This is a genomic window from Marinobacter salicampi (assembly GCF_011074795.1).
GTDB classification, from domain to species: Bacteria; Pseudomonadota; Gammaproteobacteria; order Pseudomonadales; family Oleiphilaceae; genus Marinobacter; species Marinobacter salicampi.
The window spans coordinates 188,238-210,038 of sequence record NZ_JAAMPF010000026.1 but is presented as its reverse complement, the minus strand read 5'-3'; the positions used below and the strand labels follow the sequence as shown (position 1 = coordinate 210,038).

19 protein-coding genes are annotated in these 21,801 nt (G+C 57.2%); 9 read left to right on the top strand and 10 right to left on the bottom strand.

The annotated features are described in order from the left end of the window. Nucleotides 1-19: 19 nt before the first annotated feature. The gene (sohB, locus tag G7W63_RS15135; RefSeq protein WP_166259924.1) at nucleotides 20-1,090 is read right to left on the bottom strand and encodes a protease SohB; all 1,071 of its coding nucleotides are present in this window, start codon (nucleotides 1,088-1,090) and stop codon (nucleotides 20-22) included. Between the two features lie 250 nt (nucleotides 1,091-1,340). Here sohB and G7W63_RS15130 point away from each other — a divergent pair, with 250 nt between their 5' ends. Next, a complete protein-coding gene (locus tag G7W63_RS15130; protein ID WP_166259921.1) occupies nucleotides 1,341-1,655 on the top strand; it encodes an SCP2 sterol-binding domain-containing protein in 315 nt (104 codons plus the stop codon). A 99-nt stretch (nucleotides 1,656-1,754) separates the two neighbouring features. Here the strand turns inward: G7W63_RS15130 and G7W63_RS15125 are convergent, their stop codons facing one another. The 5 genes from G7W63_RS15125 to G7W63_RS15105 all read right to left on the bottom strand — a co-directional run bounded on the left by G7W63_RS15125 (nucleotide 1,755) and on the right by G7W63_RS15105 (nucleotide 6,423). Then, nucleotides 1,755-2,402: a multidrug transporter gene (locus tag G7W63_RS15125; RefSeq protein ID WP_166259918.1), complete on the bottom strand. Its 648-nt coding sequence runs from the start codon at nucleotides 2,400-2,402 to the stop codon at nucleotides 1,755-1,757. Between the two features lie 7 nt (nucleotides 2,403-2,409). Beyond that, the gene (locus G7W63_RS15120; protein ID WP_166259915.1) at nucleotides 2,410-4,119 is read right to left on the bottom strand and encodes a FimL-related protein; all 1,710 of its coding nucleotides are present in this window, start codon (nucleotides 4,117-4,119) and stop codon (nucleotides 2,410-2,412) included. A gap of 295 nt (nucleotides 4,120-4,414) precedes the next feature. Beyond that, nucleotides 4,415-5,143 (bottom strand): DNA polymerase III subunit epsilon, encoded by a 729-nt coding sequence (gene dnaQ / locus G7W63_RS15115; protein WP_166259912.1) that lies wholly within the window; start codon nucleotides 5,141-5,143, stop codon nucleotides 4,415-4,417. A 45-nt stretch (nucleotides 5,144-5,188) separates the two neighbouring features. Next, nucleotides 5,189-5,632, bottom strand: coding sequence for a ribonuclease HI (rnhA, locus tag G7W63_RS15110; RefSeq protein ID WP_166259909.1), 444 nt, complete (start codon nucleotides 5,630-5,632; stop codon nucleotides 5,189-5,191). A gap of 2 nt (nucleotides 5,633-5,634) precedes the next feature. Then, entirely contained in the window at nucleotides 5,635-6,423 is a 789-nt protein-coding gene (locus tag G7W63_RS15105; RefSeq protein ID WP_166259906.1) for a class I SAM-dependent methyltransferase, read from the bottom strand. Between the two features lie 108 nt (nucleotides 6,424-6,531). On the opposite strand from G7W63_RS15105, the gene gloB reads away from it, so the two are divergent. From gloB to G7W63_RS15070, 7 genes are all read left to right on the top strand, one after another. Further along, nucleotides 6,532-7,326: a hydroxyacylglutathione hydrolase gene (gene gloB / locus G7W63_RS15100; RefSeq protein WP_166259903.1), complete on the top strand. Its 795-nt coding sequence runs from the start codon at nucleotides 6,532-6,534 to the stop codon at nucleotides 7,324-7,326. A 178-nt stretch (nucleotides 7,327-7,504) separates the two neighbouring features. Further along, complete coding sequence (locus G7W63_RS15095) at nucleotides 7,505-9,268, top strand: lytic transglycosylase (RefSeq protein ID WP_166259900.1); 1,764 nt, start codon at nucleotides 7,505-7,507, stop codon at nucleotides 9,266-9,268. 226 nt (nucleotides 9,269-9,494) lie between these two features. After that, nucleotides 9,495-11,195 carry an extracellular solute-binding protein gene (locus tag G7W63_RS15090; protein ID WP_166260249.1) on the top strand — a complete coding sequence of 567 codons (1,701 nt, stop codon included), beginning with the start codon at nucleotides 9,495-9,497 and terminating at the stop codon, nucleotides 11,193-11,195. 50 nt (nucleotides 11,196-11,245) lie between these two features. After that, complete coding sequence (locus G7W63_RS15085; protein ID WP_166259897.1) at nucleotides 11,246-12,322, top strand: microcin C ABC transporter permease YejB; 1,077 nt, start codon at nucleotides 11,246-11,248, stop codon at nucleotides 12,320-12,322. A gap of 1 nt (nucleotide 12,323) precedes the next feature. Continuing rightward, on the top strand, nucleotides 12,324-13,352 hold the full coding sequence (locus G7W63_RS15080) for an ABC transporter permease (protein ID WP_166259894.1): 1,029 nt from the start codon (nucleotides 12,324-12,326) through the stop codon (nucleotides 13,350-13,352). A gap of 1 nt (nucleotide 13,353) precedes the next feature. After that, the gene (locus tag G7W63_RS15075) at nucleotides 13,354-14,967 is read left to right on the top strand and encodes an ABC transporter ATP-binding protein (RefSeq protein ID WP_166259891.1); all 1,614 of its coding nucleotides are present in this window, start codon (nucleotides 13,354-13,356) and stop codon (nucleotides 14,965-14,967) included. Nucleotides 14,968-15,101: 134 nt separating this feature from the next. Next, nucleotides 15,102-15,887: an enoyl-ACP reductase FabI gene (locus G7W63_RS15070; RefSeq protein ID WP_166259888.1), complete on the top strand. Its 786-nt coding sequence runs from the start codon at nucleotides 15,102-15,104 to the stop codon at nucleotides 15,885-15,887. 58 nt (nucleotides 15,888-15,945) lie between these two features. Here the strand turns inward: G7W63_RS15070 and G7W63_RS15065 are convergent, their stop codons facing one another. Both G7W63_RS15065 and G7W63_RS15060 read right to left on the bottom strand, forming a co-directional pair. After that, entirely contained in the window at nucleotides 15,946-16,353 is a 408-nt protein-coding gene (locus G7W63_RS15065; protein WP_166259885.1) for a PilZ domain-containing protein, read from the bottom strand. Between the two features lie 48 nt (nucleotides 16,354-16,401). Further along, entirely contained in the window at nucleotides 16,402-18,255 is a 1,854-nt protein-coding gene (locus tag G7W63_RS15060) for a DUF1631 family protein (protein ID WP_242634438.1), read from the bottom strand. Nucleotides 18,256-18,499: 244 nt separating this feature from the next. Here G7W63_RS15060 and G7W63_RS15055 point away from each other — a divergent pair, with 244 nt between their 5' ends. Further along, a complete protein-coding gene (locus G7W63_RS15055; RefSeq protein ID WP_166259882.1) occupies nucleotides 18,500-19,573 on the top strand; it encodes a 3-deoxy-7-phosphoheptulonate synthase in 1,074 nt (357 codons plus the stop codon). 75 nt (nucleotides 19,574-19,648) lie between these two features. Here G7W63_RS15055 and cobA read toward each other — a convergent pair whose 3' ends face one another. Together cobA and serS are read right to left on the bottom strand one after the other, a co-directional pair. After that, nucleotides 19,649-20,509, bottom strand: a complete 861-nt coding sequence (cobA, locus tag G7W63_RS15050) for a uroporphyrinogen-III C-methyltransferase (protein WP_166259879.1) — start codon at nucleotides 20,507-20,509, stop codon at nucleotides 19,649-19,651. Beyond that, nucleotides 20,506-21,780, bottom strand: a complete 1,275-nt coding sequence (gene serS / locus G7W63_RS15045; RefSeq protein WP_166259876.1) for a serine--tRNA ligase — start codon at nucleotides 21,778-21,780, stop codon at nucleotides 20,506-20,508. The genes cobA and serS overlap by 4 nt, the downstream gene beginning before the upstream one ends. Nucleotides 21,781-21,801: the final 21 nt, after the last annotated feature.

Below are 21,801 nucleotides of genomic sequence, written 5' to 3'. Positions count from 1 at the left end.
GAGTTCTAAGCCTGAGGGTTTACTGAATTTTCTGATTCCGGAACACGCTGAGTAACCGCATGACTGTGTGTTCCAGCGCCCCACTGGCTGCCAGACCAAGCTTTTCCGGCAACGACTTTTTGTGGCGATAATTGATCGAGATTACGTCAGCCCGCTCACAGGCCTCAATCAGATATTCGTCAGAGGTCTTGATCTCGTCAATCAGGTTTACTTCCAATGCACGGCGCCCAAACCAGATATCACCTGTTGCCACAGCGGAAACATCAAGACCCGGACGACGCTCGCCTACGTAATCCTTGAACAGTACGTGAGTGTCTTCCAGGTCTTCCTGGAATTTCTTGCGTCCTTTCTCGGTGTTTTCTCCGAAGACCGTCAAGGTTCGCTTGTGCTCGCCAGCGGTCAGGATCTCAACATCCACGTCGTTCTTCTTGAGCAGGCGATGGAAGTTGGGCAATTGCGCCACAACACCAATGGACCCCAGGATCGCGAACGGCGAAGCCACAATCCGGTCCGCAACACAGGCCATCATGTAACCGCCGCTCGCCGCGACCTTGTCAACACACACTGTTAGGGACAGACCTTTTACCCGGATGCGATCCAATTGCGCGGCGGCAAGACCATAGGAATGTACCATTCCGCCGCCGCTTTCAAGTCTCACAACAACCTCATCCCGTTCGCTGTCTGCTACCCCAAGAACGGCCGTTATACACTTGCGCAAGGAGTCTGTTTCGCTCGCCTTGATGTCGCCATCAAAGTCCAGCACAAACACTCTGGGCTTGTCCCGGGGTTCAGGATCTTCTGATTTGAGGTTGGCTTTTTTCTTTTCTTCTTTCTGCTCGGCCTTGTGCTGTTTTTTCTGCTGCTTTTCCCAGGCTTTTCGTGCCTGGGCGCCAAGCATTTTGGCCCGAACAGACTCATGGAGTTTCCGGTACACATCATTCAGGCGCTTGACTCGCAACTCACCCTCTGGCTCCTGCTCGCCCTTGCCCTTCTGGGCTGCCGAAATAAGTGCCGACAGAACGACCAGTAGCGCAACAACAAGCGTGACGGCTTTGGCCACGAACAATCCAAACTCTGTCAAAAATTCCAAGTCCGTTCTCCAGTTGATCATTAAAATGCTGGCCTGATTGTAACCGAGGCATACGCTGGCACAAGCATCGGGATCATATGGGCCCGACCAGCCTGTCTTTGATGACGATTAAAACAAGCGTTCGATCGAGCTTGACAGCGCCCGGAGCTGCCCCTAAAGTCGAATAGTTTGAAGGACATCCTGTGCGCTGCACCGCAGCCTGGCACTTGATTGAACTACGACGACACACATTTTAAATAGGGCAAAAATAATGTCTGTAGATCAGGTATTCGAAAAGCTTGAGAAGAACTTCAATCCCGAGGCGGCCAAGGGCCTTGACCTGGTATTCCAGTTCAATATCGAAGACGACAAGAACTATCATCTGATCATTAACGACGGCACCTGCAACCTGGTTGAAGGTGATCACGAAGACCCTTCCGTCACCCTGATCATGAACTCAGAAACTCTTGAGGGCATTGTTTCCGGTGAGACCGACGGCATGCAGGCATTTATGGCTGGTCAGCTTCGCGCCGAAGGCGACATGATGCTGGCTACCAAGCTGGGCGAACTCTTTACCCTGAACTGAGTTGGCTGAACGAAAAAACCTCTGAGCCTATCGGCCAGAGGTTTTTTTTACTCCCGATATCGGATACCAGCCCAACTACCCCTGGCTCAACAGCCTCGATCATTCGCCCCAGTTATCGATTGCGGCACGGGCCCGATTATTTGCGGGAACCGCAACAAGCCCTGACCCCGAAAGCCGGACATCATAAATAGCACCGTCGGCGAGTGGCATATAAGTAGCACTGCCATAGATGCCGTCTATGAACGGCAGATTGAAGGACTGATCAAGCTGCCAGATATCCGGCCATTCACCTTCTGCAAGATCCACCAGGGTTCGTGTTGCCGTTCTCTCCTGCTCCAGGGACACATAGCGGCCACTCAGTCGTTCCAGCCTGTACCCCGGGGCAACGCCCATCCAGGCGATGGGCCCCTTGAAGCGGATAATGCGCGCATCCACCTGCCACTGGTCGCCTCTGATCGCAACCTCCACCGATTTTTCATCCGGAGTCTCGAGCCGAACAGTCCACGCCTGAGGCCCACCTTTGGTGACGCCCACCGTCGCCACCGTGTCCATTTCAGACAGGGACCGGTATTGCGAGAGATTAAAAGCGATGAGACCTGCATAGGCCCCGGCAGCCAAAAGCACAATTACCAGCATGCCTTTGAACCAGCCCAGCAACCAGCCGGGCCGGCGAAAAAAAGCAAGGCCAATCAGAACAAGCACGGCACCAAAAACGCCGAGCACTATCATGGCGAGGCTGTAGGTCATGGCTGTATTACAGCCCTACATCGCTGAGGGAGGACTCCGCCAACTTTAGCAGATCAAGGTTCCGTTCATCCCGGGTGCCGATGCTTTCAATGTAATACTCAAGCGAGGTGAGCGCATCGGCCAAAGCCTCAAGAACAGACATCGATGGCGGCTCTTTCTGGTCAAGTAGTCGCTGCTGTATCGATACCGCTACCCGCTCAAGCACATTGCCTGCAGCAATGTCGTCGAGCATGATGAAGCCGCCCCAGATACTGTGCAGGGTGGCCGGCAGGTTGGCCAGGTGTAGCTTGTCATAATCGGATTCAATAAAGGCCGTAATGGCACGCTTTGCCAATGTCAGGGCAGCCCGCGCTTCGTCAGCCACCACGATCAGCGCTTCACGCAGATACAGGGACTGCTCCGAGACATTGGTCCGCGCCAGAGCCAGGGCATCTGTTTCAGAGGTAATGCCACGACTGACAATCTGCATGGCAGCATTTTCGATACTCAGTACCGCATCGGCCAGCTCATAAAGCTCACTGTCTGTCGGTAGCCGGTTCTCATGCTGCCATTTGCGCAATTTGACCGCTTCGTTCCGGGCAAGGTTACCCAGCTTGTTCAGGTCCAGCATTAACAGGGTGTTGGCGAGCCGCTCCAGGGCTTCAGCAATGATCAGCAACTCGCTGGTATCCGGCTCTATGCCCCGCTCGATAATATCAAGTTTGTCCTTGAGCTGGTTCAGCTCGTCCTGCAAGGCATCAGACAGCGACTTGAGGACATCTGCGCCCGGCCCATAAAGGCGCTTGCGATGAGTCTCAAGCATGGATTCAGGAAATTCAGCCGGACCAAGCCGGTAGGCCTGAAGAATTTCGACGACTTCGGGGTTGGCCGAACCGCTGCGATAGAGGATGTAGACCAGGTCCTTGAAGATCGAGTCCGGCGCATCCTTGGCAGTTGCTACCTTGCCAACGTAGACGATTTCCCGGGTGTATTTTTCGATACGCATCAGCATGCGCTTGCGGGCCTTGCCAAACACCATCGAGCGATCAAGCAGGGTATCCGCGGCGATCGCCAGCAGGCACCACATCTGGCCCATGGCCTCGCCGTTGCATAGCCGGGCAAAACCACGGGCTGCCCGGGCAATCAGCTTCTTGTTCACCACATCGTTGCGTTCGCGCAACACCCCGAGCAGGCCCACCTGAAACATCAGGCGCATACGCCTGGCGTGCACCTCGTATTCATTCTCGTTAACTTCCAGCGGTGCCAGAATCAGTAGTGCACACGCATCCGGGCGCAACTTGGTGTCGATGTCGAAAAAGCAGGATTCCGGGTAAGGCTTTTCTTTACGGGCTTCGCGAAGATCATTGATGATGGGTAGCAGGAGCTCAGGATGGTCGGCACGCTGCTGATGATAATACTCAACGTAACGTCGCAGAATAAACAGCGCACCGCTGAGGGTCGTCAGCAGGATGTTCTTGTCGTCGTTGGCTCCTACCGGCACATCGTTGGCCATGGCCACGGCTTCCTGGCACAGCAGGGTTCCACCCCGAAGCTCCACAAGTATAAAAATACCGCGGAGCTGATTCAGGAAATCGACGCAGTTCTGCAGGTCTTCTCCGCTCTCCCGGTTTTCCTGGAAACGCTCAAGACTGGTTTCGGCATGCCTGATCGTTTGTTCGATTTCGGTTTTAACCAGATCAAACGACTGTGACTTCGTCGCTAAAGACGATTGAACCATAAGTTACCGCTTCCCGTTATCGATGCGGAGAGTACCGCTTCCCCTTGCCACTGTTCAGGTGACGACTCTGCCCGTTTTCAACCGGCACCACCTGGGGCAATCTCTCGCTCTTGCCTGCCAACTGCCCGGCGACCCGATCGCCCGGGCCGGCCTTGCGCACCGCAAGATAAGGACCGGAATTGCTTCAAAAATTGGCCAACTAACGATTACTTATAACACAAAACTCAAGTAGCTCAAGAAACCGGAACTGTAACAGAACGTACAGCAGGAAGTGCTTCTCACACCCTGCTGTCTGCTACGACGACTTCGAGGATACCGGGCTTCCTTCGAGGGTATTCCACAGTGCCTGCCCACCGGCTGCAGCTATGGTTTCCAGCATAGCCTGATGGGCCTGGTCCTCGGCGTCACTGGCCCGAATCACCCTCAGTGCCCGGCGGTCTGCAGCAAGACGCCGGATGGTTCCGACTCCGCCTTCACTGTCGGTGCCCGCATCCAGTAACAGAGCGGTCTGGCCGCCCGTCATCAAAAGATAGACGTCGGCCAGTATCTCGGCATCCAGCAGAGCACCATGAAGCTCACGACTGCTGTTATCTATGCCATAACGCTTACACAGCGCGTCAAGGTTGTTTTTCTGCCCCGGATGCTTCTTGCGGGCAATAGCAAGGGTATCCACAACGCCGCAATGGTCAGCCGTTACCCGCCGTGGCTTGAGCCGCCCGAACTCGGTATCCATGAAGCCCACGTCGAAGGCTGCATTGTGGATAACCAGCTCGGCGCCTTCTATAAAGCTGAAGAACTCATCCGCCACATCGCGGAAAAAAGGTTTGTCAGCTAGAAAGTCGTTGGTAATGCCATGGACAGAAATGGCTTCCGCTTCCACCTCCCGCTCCGGATTGACATAGACGTGGTAGTGGCGCCCGGTAAGCTGGCGCTCGACCACCTCAACGCAGCCGATTTCAATAATCCTGTGGCCCTGACTGGGATCTATGCCCGTGGTTTCGGTATCAAGTACGATCTGTCTCATCTTTCTTCCTTTACTACAGCCTATACAAGGGTCCAGAACTCCGGTTCAGCCAAGGACCAACTCGTCTACACCCTGATTTGCCAACTGATCCGCCAGCTCGTTATCAGGCACGCCAGTATGACCTCGTACCCAATGCCAGTTGATCTTGTGGCGTAGTACTTCTTCATCCAGGGCGCGCCAGAGGTCATCATTTTTTACCGGTTTGCGGGCGGCTGTCTTCCAGCCGTTTTTCTTCCAGTTGGCCAACCACTCGGTAATGCCTTTGCGGACATACTGTGAATCCGTGTACAGCTCTACCGGACAGCCACGCTTGAGTGCTTTCAGGCCCATAATCGCAGCCATCAGCTCCATACGGTTATTGGTGGTATTCAACTCACCTCCGTGGAGTGTCTTGACTGCGCCGCCGTAACGAAGCACGACGCCCCAGCCACCAGGCCCTGGATTACCTTTGCAGGCACCATCGGTATACAGCACTACCTTATCCGACATACTTATTCCTGTTCCTTGAGAGAGACCACTGTTCTTTGGCCCCGGGAGATACCCAGAGGGCGGGCTGAAGGCAAAGCGACCACTTTTTGCCTGCGCCACACCGGGCGTGACTTGATCGGGGCATAGACCCGCTTGGTGGCAAAGATACAGTAATACGCGCCGAGGGGAAGAAAACGCAGACCCGGCAGACGGCCCAGGTCCAGCTTGTCGACCTGAGCTGCCCGCTGAACCGGAAGCCGGAGAAAATGGCTGCTTGCCGACTCCACCTGGAAGTCCAGCAGACGCAGCCAATCCTCCATTCGTGAGCGCAACATGAAGCGCCCGCTCCAGGGCCCGCCGCCGTGACGTGAAAGCCATTTTCTCAAGCCCCATACGCTGATGGGATTGAAGCCAAGTACAAGCAGATGCCCGCCACCCCGAAGCACCCTCGATGCTTCCCTAATCACCTGATGGGGATAGGCTGAGAAGTCCGCACTGTGGTGAAGTATGACCAGATCCATCGAGTCCCCGGGAAAGGGAAGCTCATCCGCATCCGCCACCGCGACGCCGGCCGTCAGGCCCTCCTGCCAGCGGGACACCGTCATGACTCTCTGGCTGAAATCGCTCTCCGTGGCCAGGGGAAGTTCCTGACTGATCCCGACATGAAGCTGCCTTGCTCCGGTCAGCCCGACCGCATGGGTATCAACGCAGGACGACTGATTCTCGAACAGGGCCTGGCCAAGCGGCGTGTGTAGCCAGCGTTCGAAGTCAGCATGTTTTTGCGAAAAATCCATGTGGTTGGACTGATCCATTGCTACCGCCCTGTGTTATCCAGACCCGGAGGACACACCACCATTGGGAGACCGGGCTTGTTTGATCTATGATAACAGTCACATTCGCTCAGGCCCACGTGAGGTTTTATGCTAACCATCACACCGATCCCGGCATTCTCCGACAACTACATCTGGTGTCTGGAGGACCCCGAAAAAAAGCTCGCCCTTATTGTCGATCCCGGACAGGCGGAACCCGTCAGCCGCTATCTTGAACAACACGGTCTTACCCTTGACACCATCTTGGTGACCCATCACCACCCCGACCACACCGGCGGCATTGCCGAGCTCAACAAGCGCCATTCGCCAAAGCGTATCACGGGGCCGGCCGATTCCCCCTTCACCGCTGTCACCAACACCGTGCATCCAGGCGACACGGTGGTGTGGAGTGATCTGGAGTTCTCCGTGATGGCGGTGCCCGGCCATACCCTCGACCATATAGCCTACTATTGCGAATACACGGTCAATAACCGGGAGGTTCTGTTCTGCGGCGACACGCTTTTCGTTATTGGCTGTGGTCGTCTATTTGAGGGTACCGCCGAGCAGATGCGTCAGTCTCTCGAGAGCCTGCGGGAATTACCCGATTCCACCGCTGTATATTGCGCCCATGAGTACACCCTCGCCAACCTGAAGTTCGCCCGGAGCTGGTCTCCCGACGACAGCGAACTGGCCAACTTTGAAAGCCGATGCAAGGATAGGAGGGATCGAAACGAGCCAACGGTGCCCTCCGTCCTGGGAGAAGAGAAAAGGCTGAACCCTTTCCTTCGCTGGGATGCTCCGGACGTCGTGGAAGCTGCAAAGCTCTATGGCCGGAAGCAGGGTCTTACCGTTAATGGAGACGATGGCGTCTTTGCCGCCGTGCGCCATGCCAAGGACAACTTTTAACACAATTACACAAGGTGACTGCGCCGTAACGTCAAGTATCTTGACCCTCGGAAATTCAATCACCTAGAATCCATAAGACCCTGCAGGGGCATCTTGCCAGCCGCCTTCTGCAGCTTTAATCATCGTAACCGGGGTCTGGGAGTCATAGGACGTCAGCCCCCCTACCCGGACCCCCATTATGACGGTACGAAGTATCACCGCCCTGCTCCTCCTCGGATTGCTCTCCGGTTGTTCATCATTGGGAACCGGTGACTCAGACCCAGACTCTTCAAAAACCGGTACAACAGCACTGAGTGAAGAAGAGTTGCTTGAGTCTGAAAACGTCACGGTTGCTGCCGGTGACGAACAGCTCAAGCGGGCCGTTGAATCTGGAAAGCCCGGTAGGGAGACCGATGAGCCTGCAGGGACCAGGCTGGACTCGGCAATCGAGCCGACCCTGAAGGGGAAAGCGGACGACGCCCGCAAGCGTCTTGACTCCCGGGAAACCTCGGTCACAGATCTTGACCAGCCAGCACAGGCCAGCGACCTCTGGGCACGGCTTCGTACGCTCTATGCCATGGATCATTCGGTAGACAACCGCAGAGTCCAACAGCAACTCGAATGGTACGCCCGCCATCCCCAGTACATCGAGCGGGTGGTAAAACGCGGCAGCCGTTACCTGCACCATATTGTCAACGAAGTGGAGGAGCGCGGCCTGCCCGGGGAGCTTGCCCTGCTGCCCATTGTCGAGAGCGCCTTTGACCCTTTCGCCTATTCCCACGGGCGGGCCGCGGGTATGTGGCAGTTCATTCCATCGACAGGGAAATATTTCGGCCTGGAGCAGAGCTGGTGGCATGATCAGCGCAGAGACATCCTTGATTCCACCGATGCTGCTCTGAATTACCTGGAACGACTGAGTGAGCGGTTCGGTGGCGATTACACCCTCGCGCTAGCCGCTTACAACAGTGGTGGCGGCACGGTTTCAAAAGCAATCCGGAAAAACAAAAACCGGGGGGCATCCACCGACTACTGGAACCTGAACCTGCCCCAGGAAACCCGAGCCTATGTACCCAAGTTGCTGGCCCTGGCAAAAATCTTTGATGACCCGGAAGCTTACGGTGTTGTTTTACCCGAGCTTGAAGATGTGCCCTATTTCGAAACCGTGGAAATAGGTTCCCAGATAGACCTGGCACAGGCCGCTGAGCTTGCTGCGATCGATATAGAAGAAGTATACCTGCTCAACCCCTCCTTTAACCGGTGGGCCACTTCTCCCAGCGGCCCCCACCGCCTGCTGGTTCCCGTCGCCAGTGCCGAACGGTTCAAAGAAGGCCTGGCATCCATAGACCCCAAGGCCCGGGTCGCCTGGCAAGACTATAAAGTGGTCTCAGGGGACTCACTGATCCGCATCGCCAACAAATTCGGCACCAAGCCCGACGTCATCAGGGAAGTGAACAATATCAATGGCAACCTCATCCGGGTTGGTCAGCAACTGCTGATCCCCACTGCCCGAGGCGGAAGCGAGCAATACGCGTTGAGTCAACCCCAGCGTCTGGCCAAAAAGCAGGCCAGCGGTGGCCGTTCCGGTAAGGGCACCAAAGTTGAACATAAGACCCGGTCAGGCGACACTTTCTGGGACATTGCCCGTGAGCACAAAGTGAGCGTTCGCCAATTGGCCTCTTGGAATGGCATGGCGCCCGGGGACCCGCTTATGCCCGGTAAAAAGCTGGTCATCTGGTCGAAAGCCCCGACCAGCTATACCGCGTCCACAGGCAGTGCCCGTGACAAGGCCATGGTACGCCGGGTCGGCTATCAGGTTCGCCGCGGTGACTCCCTTGCAGCAATTGCGAACCGGTTCTCAGTAGCGGTCAGCGATATCGCCAGCTGGAACGATCTGAACACTGCCCGTTATCTGCAGCCGGGGCAAAGTCTGGTACTCTACGTAGATATTCGAAGGAGTCCCTGAGGCTAGGCCATAGGGACCGCAAGCCTCGGAGCCAGCGTCGCAGAGAGTAAAGGCGCTGAAACAGAAACAGAGACAAGCGAGACCCATGGCATCATTCGAGAGCCTTACCCGTTCCCTTTTTCAGCTAACCGGCGCCAGTCTTGTGGCTGGCCTTCTCGGCACCTCCTCCGTTACGGCCCAGGAGGCTGAGCAAGCCGGCGATCCGGAACCCCGCCACGGCATTGCCATGTACGGCGAGCCGAAATATTCTGCCGACTTCAGCCATTTTGACTACGTCAATCCAGACGCGCCCAAGGGCGGTAGCCTTCGCATGGCTGTGGTTGCCAACGGGTATGATTCCTTCAATCCGTTCGTGATCCGGGGCGTGGCTGCTGCCGGGATCAGTACCTATGTCTACGACACCCTGCTGGTTTCCTCGGACGATGAACCGTTCAGCGCCTATGGCCTGATTGCCGAGTCCCTGGAGACCCCGAAGGACCGCAGCTACGTCATATTCAACCTGGACAAGGACGCCCGGTTTCAGGACGGCGAAGCCATCAAGGCCGATGACGTGGCCTTCTCGTTTGAACTGCTGACTACCGAAGGGCACCCGATGTTCCGCAGCTATTATGCGGACGTTTCGAAGGTGACGGTTATTGATGATTACCGGATCCGGTTTGACTTTGGTGTCACCGAAAACCGTGAACTTCCCCTGATTCTTGGCCAGCTCCCTATTTTGCCAAAGCACTACTGGGAAGAACGGGAGTTTGCCGACAGCGGACTCACCCGTCCGGTGGGCAGCGGCCCTTACCGTATAGGCAAGTACGATGCCGGCCGGTCACTCAGGTTCGAGCGCGTAGACGATTACTGGGCAGCCGATCACCCGGTCCGCAAGGGCCGGTATAATTTTGATGCAGTAAGCTACGAATACTACAGCGACGATACGGTAGCACTGGAATCCTTCAAAGCCGGCAACTATGATTTTCGCCTTGAATCCTCTGCCAAGAACTGGGCAACCGCCTACACAGGGGAGAAGTTCAACAACGGCCCCATCGTAACCGAAGAGCTTGAGCATGAGCGACCGGTTGGCATGCAGGCCTTTGTTTTTAACACCCGCAAGGACAAGTTCAAAAACCCGCTGGTGCGCCGGGCCATGGCCTATGCCTTTGACTTCGACTGGGCCAACCGCAACCTCTTCTATGGTCAGTACCGTCGAACCACCAGCTATTTTGAAAACAGCGAACTGGCATCTGAGGGTTTACCCCAGGGTGAAGAGCTGGCCCTGCTGGAACCCTTCCGTGACCAGCTTCCGGAGGACGTCTTTACAGAGTCTTACCAGCCCCCGTCCACCAACGGGGATCAGACCTTGCGCGACAATATGCGCGAAGGCCTCCGGCTTTTCCGGGAAGCCGGATACAGCATCAGCAACGGCAAGATGGTTCATGAGGAGACCGGCGAAGGGCTCCGGTTTGAAATACTGCTGAGCCAGAAGAACTTTGAGCGCATCGTTTTGCCCTTCGCCAACAACCTTAAGAAGCTGGGCATTGAAGTGGATGTCCGGCTGATCGACAGCAATCAGTACGTTCAGCGGGTCCGAAGCTTTGATTTTGACGTCATAACACAGGTTATTCCGCAATCCGACTCCCCCGGTAACGAGCAGAGGGACTATTGGCATTCTGATACTGCCGATGTAAACGGGTCCCGTAACTATATGGGAATAAGCGATCCGGTGGTGGATAAACTCATCGGCCGGCTTATCCAGTCATCTGACCGGGAGCAACTGGTCACTCGGGTAAGAGCTCTTGACCGTGTTCTGTTGCACAGCCACTACGTTATTCCCCAGTGGCACCTCAATGTTGACCGAATCGCTTACTGGCAGCAGCTGGTGCGCCCTGACGCTGTGCCCAAGAATGGGACAGACCTGAGCAACTGGTGGGCCAGGCCCTGACCCACGCCCGTCATTGCCAACCAACACAGGCCAGGGAGCGCTTCTGATTCATGGGCGGATACATACTTCGACGACTGATGCTGATCATTCCAACGCTGATCGGCATCATGCTGCTGAACTTCGTTATTGTTCAGGCAGCGCCAGGCGGCCCTATCGAACAGATGATCTCCGAAATGGAGGGTCACGGCAGCAGCGCCTTGAGTCGGGCTTCTGGCGGCGGTGGGGGGCCTGAAGTAGCCCAGGGTGAAAGCCGGGGGGAACGGGGTATTCCGGCCGAGCTGCTGCAGGAACTGGAAGTGCTGTATGGCTTCGACAAACCGGCCCATGAACGGTTTTTCAAAATGCTGGGTGACTACGCCACCTTCGACTTCGGGGAGTCCTTCTTTCGCGACCGAACGGTCATCGAGCTGATTCTCGACAAAATGCCGGTTTCAATCTCTCTGGGGCTCTGGTCGACGCTGATTATCTACCTGATATCCATTCCCCTGGGCGTTCGCAAAGCCGTCACAGACGGCTCCCGCTTCGATGTCTGGACCAGTTCGGTCATCGTGGTTGGCTATGCCATCCCAGGCTTTCTGTTCGCGATTCTTTTAATCGTTCTGTTCGCCGGCGGCAGCTATTTCGACTGGTTTCCCCTCCGGGGCCTGACGTCGCCTGGGTTCGAGGATATGACCTGGTACCAGCAGGTAGGCGATTACTTCTGGCATCTGGCCCTGCCGGTGCTTGCCAATGTTATCGGCGGTTTTGCTACTCTCACGCTACTCACCAAAAATTCCTTCCTGGACGAAATCGGCAAGCAATATGTAGTGACGGCCAGGGCCAAGGGGCTGGAAGAGCGGCAGGTCCTCTACGGCCACGTTTTCCGCAACGCCATGCTGATTGTGATCGCGAGCCTGCCGGGGGTTCTGGTGTCGCTGTTCTTTACCGGCTCGCTGCTTATCGAAGTGATTTTCTCTCTGGACGGACTCGGTCTGCTCGGATTTGAAGCAGCCCTCAACCGGGATTACCCGGTCATATTCGGTACGCTTTATATCTTCACCCTGATGGGTCTTGTGCTCAAGTTGATCAGCGACATCACCTACGTGTTGGTGGACCCACGAATCGACTTCGAAAGCAGGGAGAGCTGATATGCGCTTACCTGTACTTTCGCCCATCCAGAAACGCCGGCTTGCCAGTTTTCGCAACAACGGGCGCGGGTTCTGGTCCCTGTGGCTCTTCCTGGCACTGTTCGGGCTCTCGCTGGTGGCGGAACTGATCGCCAACGACAAACCGCTCATTGTCCAATATCAGGACGAACTCTACTTTCCTGTTATCCAGTCTGTCCCCGAGGAAGCATTCGGCGGGTTCCTGCCCACCGAAGCCGACTACCGGGATAGCTTCATCCGGGACGAAATCGAAGCCAATGGCTGGATCCTGTGGCCACCGGTGCCTTTCAGCTACGACACCATCAACTACGACCTGGACCAGCCCTCCCCGGCGCCGCCCTCTGCGGTCAACTGGCTGGGTACCGATGACCAGGGTCGTGATGTTCTGGCCCGTGTCATTTACGGGTTCCGTATCTCGGTGCTGTTCGGCCTCGTGCTTACCGTGCTCTCCTGCATTGTCGGCGTGGTCGTCGGGGCCATCCAGGGCTTTTACGGCGGCAAGATTGATCTGGTCGGCCAGCGATTTATCGAAATCTGGTCGGGCCTGCCGGCACTTTACCTTTTGATCATATTGTCGAGTATCGTCCAGCCAACCTTCTGGCTCCTGCTCGGCATTATGCTTCTGTTCAGCTGGATGGGACTAGTGGATGTGGTGCGGGCCGAGTTCCTGCGGGCGCGCAACTTCGAGTACGTCAAGGCCGCCCGTGCTCTGGGCCTGGGTAACCGGAAAATCATGTTCCGGCATATACTTCCCAATGCCATGGTCGCTACCCTGACGTTTGTACCCTTCATTCTGACCGGCGCCATAACCGGGCTGACGTCCCTGGATTTCCTGGGCTTCGGTCTACCCTCTGGCTCACCCTCGCTGGGGGAACTCATCGCTCAGGGCAAGACCAACCTCCACGCCCCATGGCTGGGTATCTCCGCCTTTGTCAGCCTGGCGGTCATGCTGACCCTGCTAGTGTTCGTAGGTGAAGCCGTGCGTGACGCTTTTGACCCGAGAAAGACCTGATATGACCGACCTGCTTACGCTTCACAACCTGTCCATTGCCTTCGGGCAGAACCCGCCGGTGGTGCGTAATGTGTCCCTGTCCCTTGCCGAAGGCGAAACCCTGGCCCTGGTAGGCGAGAGCGGCTCGGGTAAATCCGTGACGGCCATGTCCGTTCTGCGCCTGCTGAACGAGCAGCTTGCTTCGTACCCTACCGGTAGCATCCACTACCGCGGCGAAGACCTGCTCAAAGTGCCGGTCAAGCGCCTGCGGCAGATCCGGGGCCGCCATATCGGTATGATCTTCCAGGAACCGATGACGTCACTAAACCCGCTTCATACTGTTGAAAAGCAGATAAGCGAGACCCTGGCACTGCACCGCGGGCTTCGGGGTACGCAGGCACGCAAGCGCTGTCTGGAGCTGCTGGATCTGGTTGGCATTCCTGCACCGGAGGAGCGCCTGGGCAGTTTCCCCCACCAGCTGTCAGGCGGCCAGAAACAGCGGGTCATGATTGCCATGGCGCTTGCCAACGAACCGGACATTCTCATTGCCGATGAGCCCACCACGGCACTGGACGTGACCGTTCAAAAGCAGGTACTGGAACTCCTGGAAACGCTGCAGAGCCAGTTGGGCATGGCTATTGTGCTCATAACCCATGACCTGTCCATCGTCAGACGCTACGCGGATCGGGTCGCGGTCATGGAGCAGGGCCAGATCGTCGAGCAGGCGGACACGCAAAACCTGTTCGATTCACCAGCACATGCCTACACACGCAAACTGCTGGATGCCGAACCACCATCGGCTCCTGCTTCGTTACCTGCAGGTACGGCGCCACTTCTGGAGGTTAACGACCTGAACGTCCGGTTCGTGACGAAACGGTCCTTGCTGGGTAAGCCCAAGACCGCCTTTCACGCGGTAAAGAATGTCGGTTTCAGGTTAGGCGCGGGCGAAACCCTGGGGATCGTGGGCGAAAGCGGCAGCGGCAAGACCACCATAGGCCATGCCTTACTGAAGTTGACCGCAAGCGATGGTTCCATCGTCTTTCAGAATGATGCTCTGCACGGCCTGAACCAGCGACAGTTTCGGCCCTACCGCAGGCGGATCCAGATTGTCTTCCAGGACCCCTTCGGTAGCCTGAGTCCGCGTATGTCAGTCGCGGAAATCATCCGCGAAGGTCTTGAGATCCACGACGCCGGGGGTCGAGCCAGTCATGATGAGAAGGTGATCCAGGCACTGGCTGACGTGGGCCTGGACCCGGCCACCCGGCACCGGTATCCCCATGAGTTTTCCGGTGGCCAGCGTCAGCGTATTGCCATTGCCAGGGCGCTGGTTCTGCAACCCGACCTGATTATCCTGGATGAGCCCACCTCTGCCCTGGACCGTACTGTCCAGAAGCAGGTTATCGAACTGTTGGGCACCCTTCAGCAACGATATGGGCTAAGCTACATATTCATCAGTCACGACCTGTCGGTTGTGCGGGCGCTGAGCCATCAGTTGCTGGTGCTCAAGGACGGTGCAGTCGTGGAGTATGGGCTGGCCCGGGACATCTTCAACCAGCCCCGGCAGGAATACACCCGGGCCCTGCTAAGCGCGGCGCTTTTTTACTCCCAGGAGCCCGGGGCCCCGGCACCCGACTAAGAGGCCTGAGGTTGACCTGTCGGCCTTTGGCGGCCGACCCAGGATCGCGGGCCCGGCTACGACCAATTGAGTGTTACCCCGAACCTTCCGGTTCAGGGATAATACCCTCACAAACGAGAACAAGGAGAAGACTCATGGGTTTACTCAGTGGCAAGCGCGCACTGATTGTCGGCGTTGCAAGCAAGCTGTCCATTGCCGCCGGCATTTCTGAAGCATTTTATCAGCAGGGTGCGGAGCTGGCCTTTACCTACCAGAACGAGAAGCTTAAATCCCGGGTAGAAGAGTTCGCCAAGGGCTGGGGTAGTGAGCTGACCTTTCCCTGTGACGTCGCCAGCGATGAAGAAATCGAAGCCGTGTTTACGGAATTGGGCAAACACTGGGACGGTATCGACATCATCGTGCATTCAGTAGGTTACGCTCCCGCTCACGAACTCAATGGCAACTATGTGGAAGTGACCACCCGCGAAGGCTTCCGGACCGCCCATGAGATCAGCTCCTACAGTTTCGTGGCGCTGGCCAAGGCCGGCCGCAGCATGTTACGGGAGAACGGCTCGCTGCTAACGCTGACCTACCTCGGCGCTGAAAAAGTACTCCACAATTACAATGTCATGGGTCTGGCCAAGGCCTCCCTGGAAGCCAATGTCCGCTATATGGCAGCCAGCCTGGGGGAAGAAGGCATCCGGGTGAACGGTATTTCCGCCGGACCTATCCGCACCCTGGCCGCTTCCGGAATAAAGAGCTTCCGCCGGATGCTGTCTGAGAACGCCAAGCGTGCCCCCCTGCGTCGTAATGTAACCATCGACGAGGTGGGCAACAGCGCCGCTTTCCTGTGTTCCGATATGGCCAGCGGTATAACCGGCGAAATCCTCTACGTGGACGGCGGCTTTAACGTCACCGCCATGGGGCCGATCGAAGACTGACCGGTCGGGTCGGGCGAAGCTGAAAACGCTTCCCCGACCCGCGACCAGGGGTAATGATTCAGTCTTCGGTCATTGCCCGACTGACTGCGTCCACCCAGTCGATATAGGCTCCCTCTTCGGTTACCAGAATTTTCATTCCCACCAGCCAGTCACGCTCCTTCCTTTGCTCGCACCAGATGACTTCACTGGCCAGTGGGTAGGGTCCACCGTTTTCTGCAAGTGTGATCTCTATAGGCAGCCAGGCACCCACAATCAGCGGTTTCGGCGTACGTATCCGAAGGCCATTGACAGACAAGTCGTCGGTCTGGCAAATCATCCTGACGCCTGAGTCCAGGCCCTGTTCCTCGGGGTCAGGCGCCTCGAGCTCAATGACAATGGTTGCCCGGCCCGCCAAGCGGAATTCAGATCGCTGGTCTTCATCAACTGCCGGCCGTTCTCTGCCAAAACTGTAGTCATCCTGGTTCATCGTAAAGTCTCCGAGGGCCCGAAGCCCTGCCATAAAACCTGGGCACCATCAGCTCTTCCCTACCCTGATACGCCCCACAACCCTTGAAAGGGTGTCATCGAACTCGGCGGCCTGGTTCAGAACGCGTACCTCGCCTTTGGCAACCGCCTGCGCCAATTGATCCGCAAGATACTCGGTGCGGTTCAGTCCGAGACGGTCCACGAAAATCAGTTTGCCCGAGGAATTCATGCGAACAGCCAGCTTGAGGCGTTGCGGCCCTTTATCTGTACCATCAGCATTGGACTGTGGAAGCGCCTGGGTGTTTTCTACGGCGATCCAGCCCCCAAGCTTGATGTTCGCCACCAGAGTCTCTGCTTCAGCAAGACGGGCCCTGGCCAGGCGCTGCCGGGTTGCCTCTTCGTCTTCGAGACGACGGGCCTCGGCTTGGGCTTGCTGACGCTCCTGCTCTTGTGCCCTGGCAGCTGCTTCCTGCTGTAGCTTGAGATCCGCTGCTTCCTTCGCGATCCGTAGCGCGTCGGCCCTGGCTTTCGCCTCCGCCGCCGCTTTTTCCCTTTGGCGGCGCTGACTCAGCAGCACCCGGGCAAGGGCCTGGACCGTGTCCAGCAGCACCGAACCGAACTGATTCTGCTCCGGTAGCAGCCTGAGCCTGTCTTCCCGGAACGCCAGGTCCACCTCAGGCCACGGCATAAGCCCCAGCTTCACCCCGAAACCGTTAGTCCACAGCACCTCGTTGGAATCCAGCAGAAGGTCGAGGAAATATCGCCGCTGCTCGTTTTTTCCTTCACCTTCCACGAACCAGTGGCCGCGTAATTGCCCTATTCTCTGCGGAGCCGGATCCTGAGTTGTCAGCCAGCGGCTGTCGAACTCAAAGGGTCGATCGGGCGATATGGCCGCTTCGAGTTCCGGCGTTTCGCCCCGTAGCCGAGCCACCAGTACAGACTGGATCCCTTGCAGGACCTCAGGCGCCATGGCCTTGCCCTGAATGCGGAGCCAGACATCCATTATCTTGTCGCTCAACTGTTCGCCGACCTGATACAGCCGGTCCCGGTCCCGGTCGGACAGGGCCGGATCACCGGCCCAGACAAGCCACTCCAAAAGCTTGCTGGTGTGGCGCCAGTCCTCACTGGCGTTGCCGGATTTAAACGCGATTTCCTTGAGCAAGGGTAGCCAGGCATCCAGAATGAACCGAATGACAGGAAGCGGAAGCCGACGGCCTTTAAGGGCACGCCCCACCAGGGCCCGCGCCGACTGTTCTGCCTTGCGTTGGCGGGCCGCGCCCTGCTCGGTTGCGACCAGCCGTTCATGTAGCTGGCTAGCACGGCTCTGGCGGGTCTCGCCTTCCCGATGCCAGTCGACCGTGAAGGCCTGGAACGGTGCCAGGCTGCTGCTCTCGAAGCTCTCTCTTACCGCAATCACCATCGCGTCCAACTGGTCCAGCAGAGCCCGGGATGAGCGGCCACCGGAATCACTCCAGCCGCGGCAATGGGAGAGGCTATCGAGCCAGTCCCGGATACAGTCCTCAAAAGCCGAGGCGCCGTGCTCTCCCATTCGCCAGGCCAACAGGAACCGCAAGCGGGCGACCCGCTGGACCAGCACCGGATGCAGGCCTGACGTGCGCAGGAACACGTCCATGATGCGGTCGGCGATGTAGGCAGCGTTAACCTGGGTGACGGTCCAGGTAAGTGATACCGACTTTAGCAGGTGGGTGACCGACTCGTCCCGCTGCTCTGTCCAGCAGGACAACAACAGAGGCCGCCAGTCAGGCTGGGTCTCCGGCGCCACTTTACCTACCGGATAGGGCAATTCCGGCACCCGAATCCCGGTCAGGATGGCATCTATACTCCGCTTTACATCGTGTTCAGCCATGGGTTTGGGTTTGTTGTCAGCTTGTTCAAGTGCCATTGAATACGGAGCCGTTAATGTTTGACCTGTGGTCTTGCTGCAGGCTGGAGACAGTCAGTTGAACATTGCAGCACGGGCGTGGGTCTGCGTCCACAACGCCTACGTATCAGTTTGTGGCTGCGTTGCAATGACCAGGCAAATAACGCAGTATATCCGGCACTCTATTCAGCATCACACAGCCCGCCAGGCCTGGTCCGAGAGACCGTCCAAGGCATTCGGGCGATATCGTTCGGGGATAACTAAGATGTCCGGCAACAAACTCGAGAACCTTAATGTGGCCAGTCAGGAAGCGCTCATTACACCGGAGGCGCTGAAGCAGGAAATGCCACTGACCGGTAACGCGGCCGAAACGGTCAGCCGTGGCCGACAGGAAATCTATGACATTCTGGACGGCAAGGACCACCGTCTTTTTGTGGTCGTCGGGCCCTGCTCCATCCACGACCTCAAGGCCGCTCACGAATACGCTGGCAAGCTCAAAGCCCTTGCGGACGAACTGAGCGATACCCTGTGTATCGTGATGCGGGTATATTTTGAAAAGCCCCGCACCACTATTGGCTGGAAAGGCCTGATCAACGATCCCCACCTGAATGATTCCTTTGATATCGAACAGGGGCTGCAGATCGGTCGTCGCCTGCTTCTGGACATAGCTGAGCTGGGCCTTCCGACGGCGACAGAAGCCCTGGATCCGATATCACCTCAATATCTTCAGGACACCATCGCCTGGTCGGCCATCGGCGCGCGTACTACCGAGTCCCAGACTCACCGGGAAATGAGCAGCGGCCTTTCCATGGCCATAGGCTTCAAGAACGGGACCGATGGCAGCCTGGACGTCGCCGTAAACGCCATGAAGTCGGTGTCCCACCCCCACAGTTTCCTGGGCATCGACCAGAAAGGTCAGGTCTCCATTGTGCGGACCAAAGGTAACGCCTATGGCCATGTGGTTCTGCGTGGCGGTGGCGGCAAGCCGAATTATGACTCGGTGAGTGTGGCCTTGTGCGAGCAGGCGCTTGCCAAGGCCGGACTTCGCCAGTCCATTATGGTCGACTGCAGCCACGCCAATTCCAGCAAGGACCCAGGTATTCAGCCCCTTGTTATCCAGGACATCGCCCATCAGATTCTGGAAGGTAACACGTCAATCCAGAGTCTGATGGTTGAAAGTCATCTGAACTGGGGTAATCAGCCCATTCCGGAAAACCTGGAGGACCTCAAGTACGGGGTCTCCATTACCGATGCATGCATTGACTGGCCGACCACGGAAAAGGCACTGCGCGAGTTGCGGGACAAAGTGAAGGATGTGCTGCCCAACCGCATCAAGTAAGAGACGCAAACAAAAAAAGCCCGCCTGGATTACCGTCCAGGCGGGCTTTTTTGTAGCTGGTAGCAGTTCGGCGACTTAGCGCCTGAGCGCCGAGAAGTCCTTGCCGAGCCAATCAAGCTTTGATCTGAGCGACACCACGTGGCCGATAATTACGAGAGTCGGCGCCACAACCTCGCTCTCATTGACCCGCTCCACGATGGTGTCCAACTCCCCTACCACAACCTTCTGGTCAGGGGTGGTGCCCTTTGATACTAGGGCAACTGGCATGTTAACGCTCATACCATGGGCCATGAGCTCGCGGGTTATGACGGGAAGCCCCACCAGTCCCATGTAGAAAACAAGAGTCTGATTGTTCTGTACAAAGTCTCTCCAGGGCAAATCGCAGGTGTCATTTTTGAGATGACCGGTGACAAACCGCACCGACTGGGCATGGTCCCGATGGGTCAACGGTATGCCTGCGTATGCAGCACAGCCCGACGCGGCGGTAATGCCCGGTATGACCTGAAAGCGCACCCCTGCCTCAGCCAGGGTTTCAATCTCCTCACCACCCCGCCCGAAAATAAAAGGATCACCCCCTTTGAGCCTTAAAACCCGATGTCCAGCCTGTGCCAGCTCCACCAGTTGCTGGTTGATCTGGTCCTGGGGCAAGGTATGCTGCGACCGCTGCTTGCCTACGTGTATTCGGCGGGTTTCGGTAGGAATCAGGTCCAGAATTTCAGGAGAAACCAGTCGGTCGTAGAGCACAACATCAGCCGTAGTGATGATCCGATAAGCCTTGAGCGTGAGTAACTCAGGATCGCCAGGCCCGGCTCCCACCAGAAATACCTCGCCCTCGGAACTGTTCGCGTTGGCGGTAACGGTATTGGCCCGATACCGCGCAGGTAATGCCGGCTTTTGTCGCCTGCCGGGTCCCTGGTCGGGCTTGGTACCGGTCATTGAATGATCTCCAGCCCCCCCATGTAGGGTTTCAGCACTTCAGGCACACGAATACTGCCGTCAGCCTGTTGGTAATTTTCCATCACAGCTACCAGGGCGCGGCCTACGGCAAGGCCTGAGCCATTCAGAGTATGCACAGGCTCCGGCTTACCGGTCTCGGGATTGCGCCAGCGTGCGTGCATACGCCTGGCCTGGAAATCGCGGGTGTTGCTGCAGGACGATATTTCCCGGTATTTGTCCTGCCCGGGCAACCAGACCTCAAGATCAAAGGTTCGGGCGGCGGCAAAACCAATATCACCGCCGCAAAGCTCAACGACCCGGTAAGGCAATTCAAGCAGTTGCAAAACTTTCTCTGCATGTCCGGTCAACTCTGCCAGCGCCCGGTCCGACGCTTCCGGCGACACAATGTGTATGAGCTCTACCTTGTCAAACTGATGCTGGCGAATCATGCCGCGGGTATCACGACCGTAAGAGCCGGCTTCGCTGCGAAAGCAGGGAGTATGGCAGACCAGCTTCATGGGAAGGTCGCCCGCCTCGAGAATGGAGTCGCTGACAAGATTGGTAGCAGGCACTTCCGCGGTGGGAATCAGGTACAGCGGATGCTCTCCTTCAATCCGGAACAGGTCCTCTTCGAACTTGGGCAACTGGCCGGTGCCGAACAGAGTCTCGGCATTAACCAGATAGGGCAGATAGGTTTCGGTGTAGCCATGTTCACCAGTGTGCAGATTCAGCATGAATTGGGCGAGAGCCCGGTGAAGACGGGCAATTGGCCCCTGCATGACAGCGAACCGTGAATGTGCGAGCCGGCTGGCGGTCTCGAAGTCCAGGCCACCAATGAGCTCGCCAAGGGCCACATGATCTCTGGGCTCAAAATCAAGGACTCGAACCTCACCCCAGCGGCGGACCTCTACATTGTCCTCTTCGCTTTCGCCCTCGGGCACGGTGTCATCGGGCAGGTTCGGAATGCCGGAAAGAAAATCATTCAGTTCCTGCTGCAGTTTGCGCAGCTCATCCTCTGCCTCTGAACGCTGCTGCTTGAGGTTGTCGACCTCCCGCAGAAGCGGCTGGATATCCTCACCCGCCGCTTTGGCCTTACCGATGGACTTGGACCGCTTGTTCTGCTCGCTCTGCAGATTTTCCGTCCGCACCTGTAGGGAACGGCGTCGTTCCTCCATGGTCTCGAAAGCGGACTGATCAAAGGTGAAGTGCTTGATCGCCAACCGGCGTGCGATCTCTTCCGTCTGATTGCGAACACGTTTTGGGTCGAGCATGGGGATCCTGTGGCAAGGGAA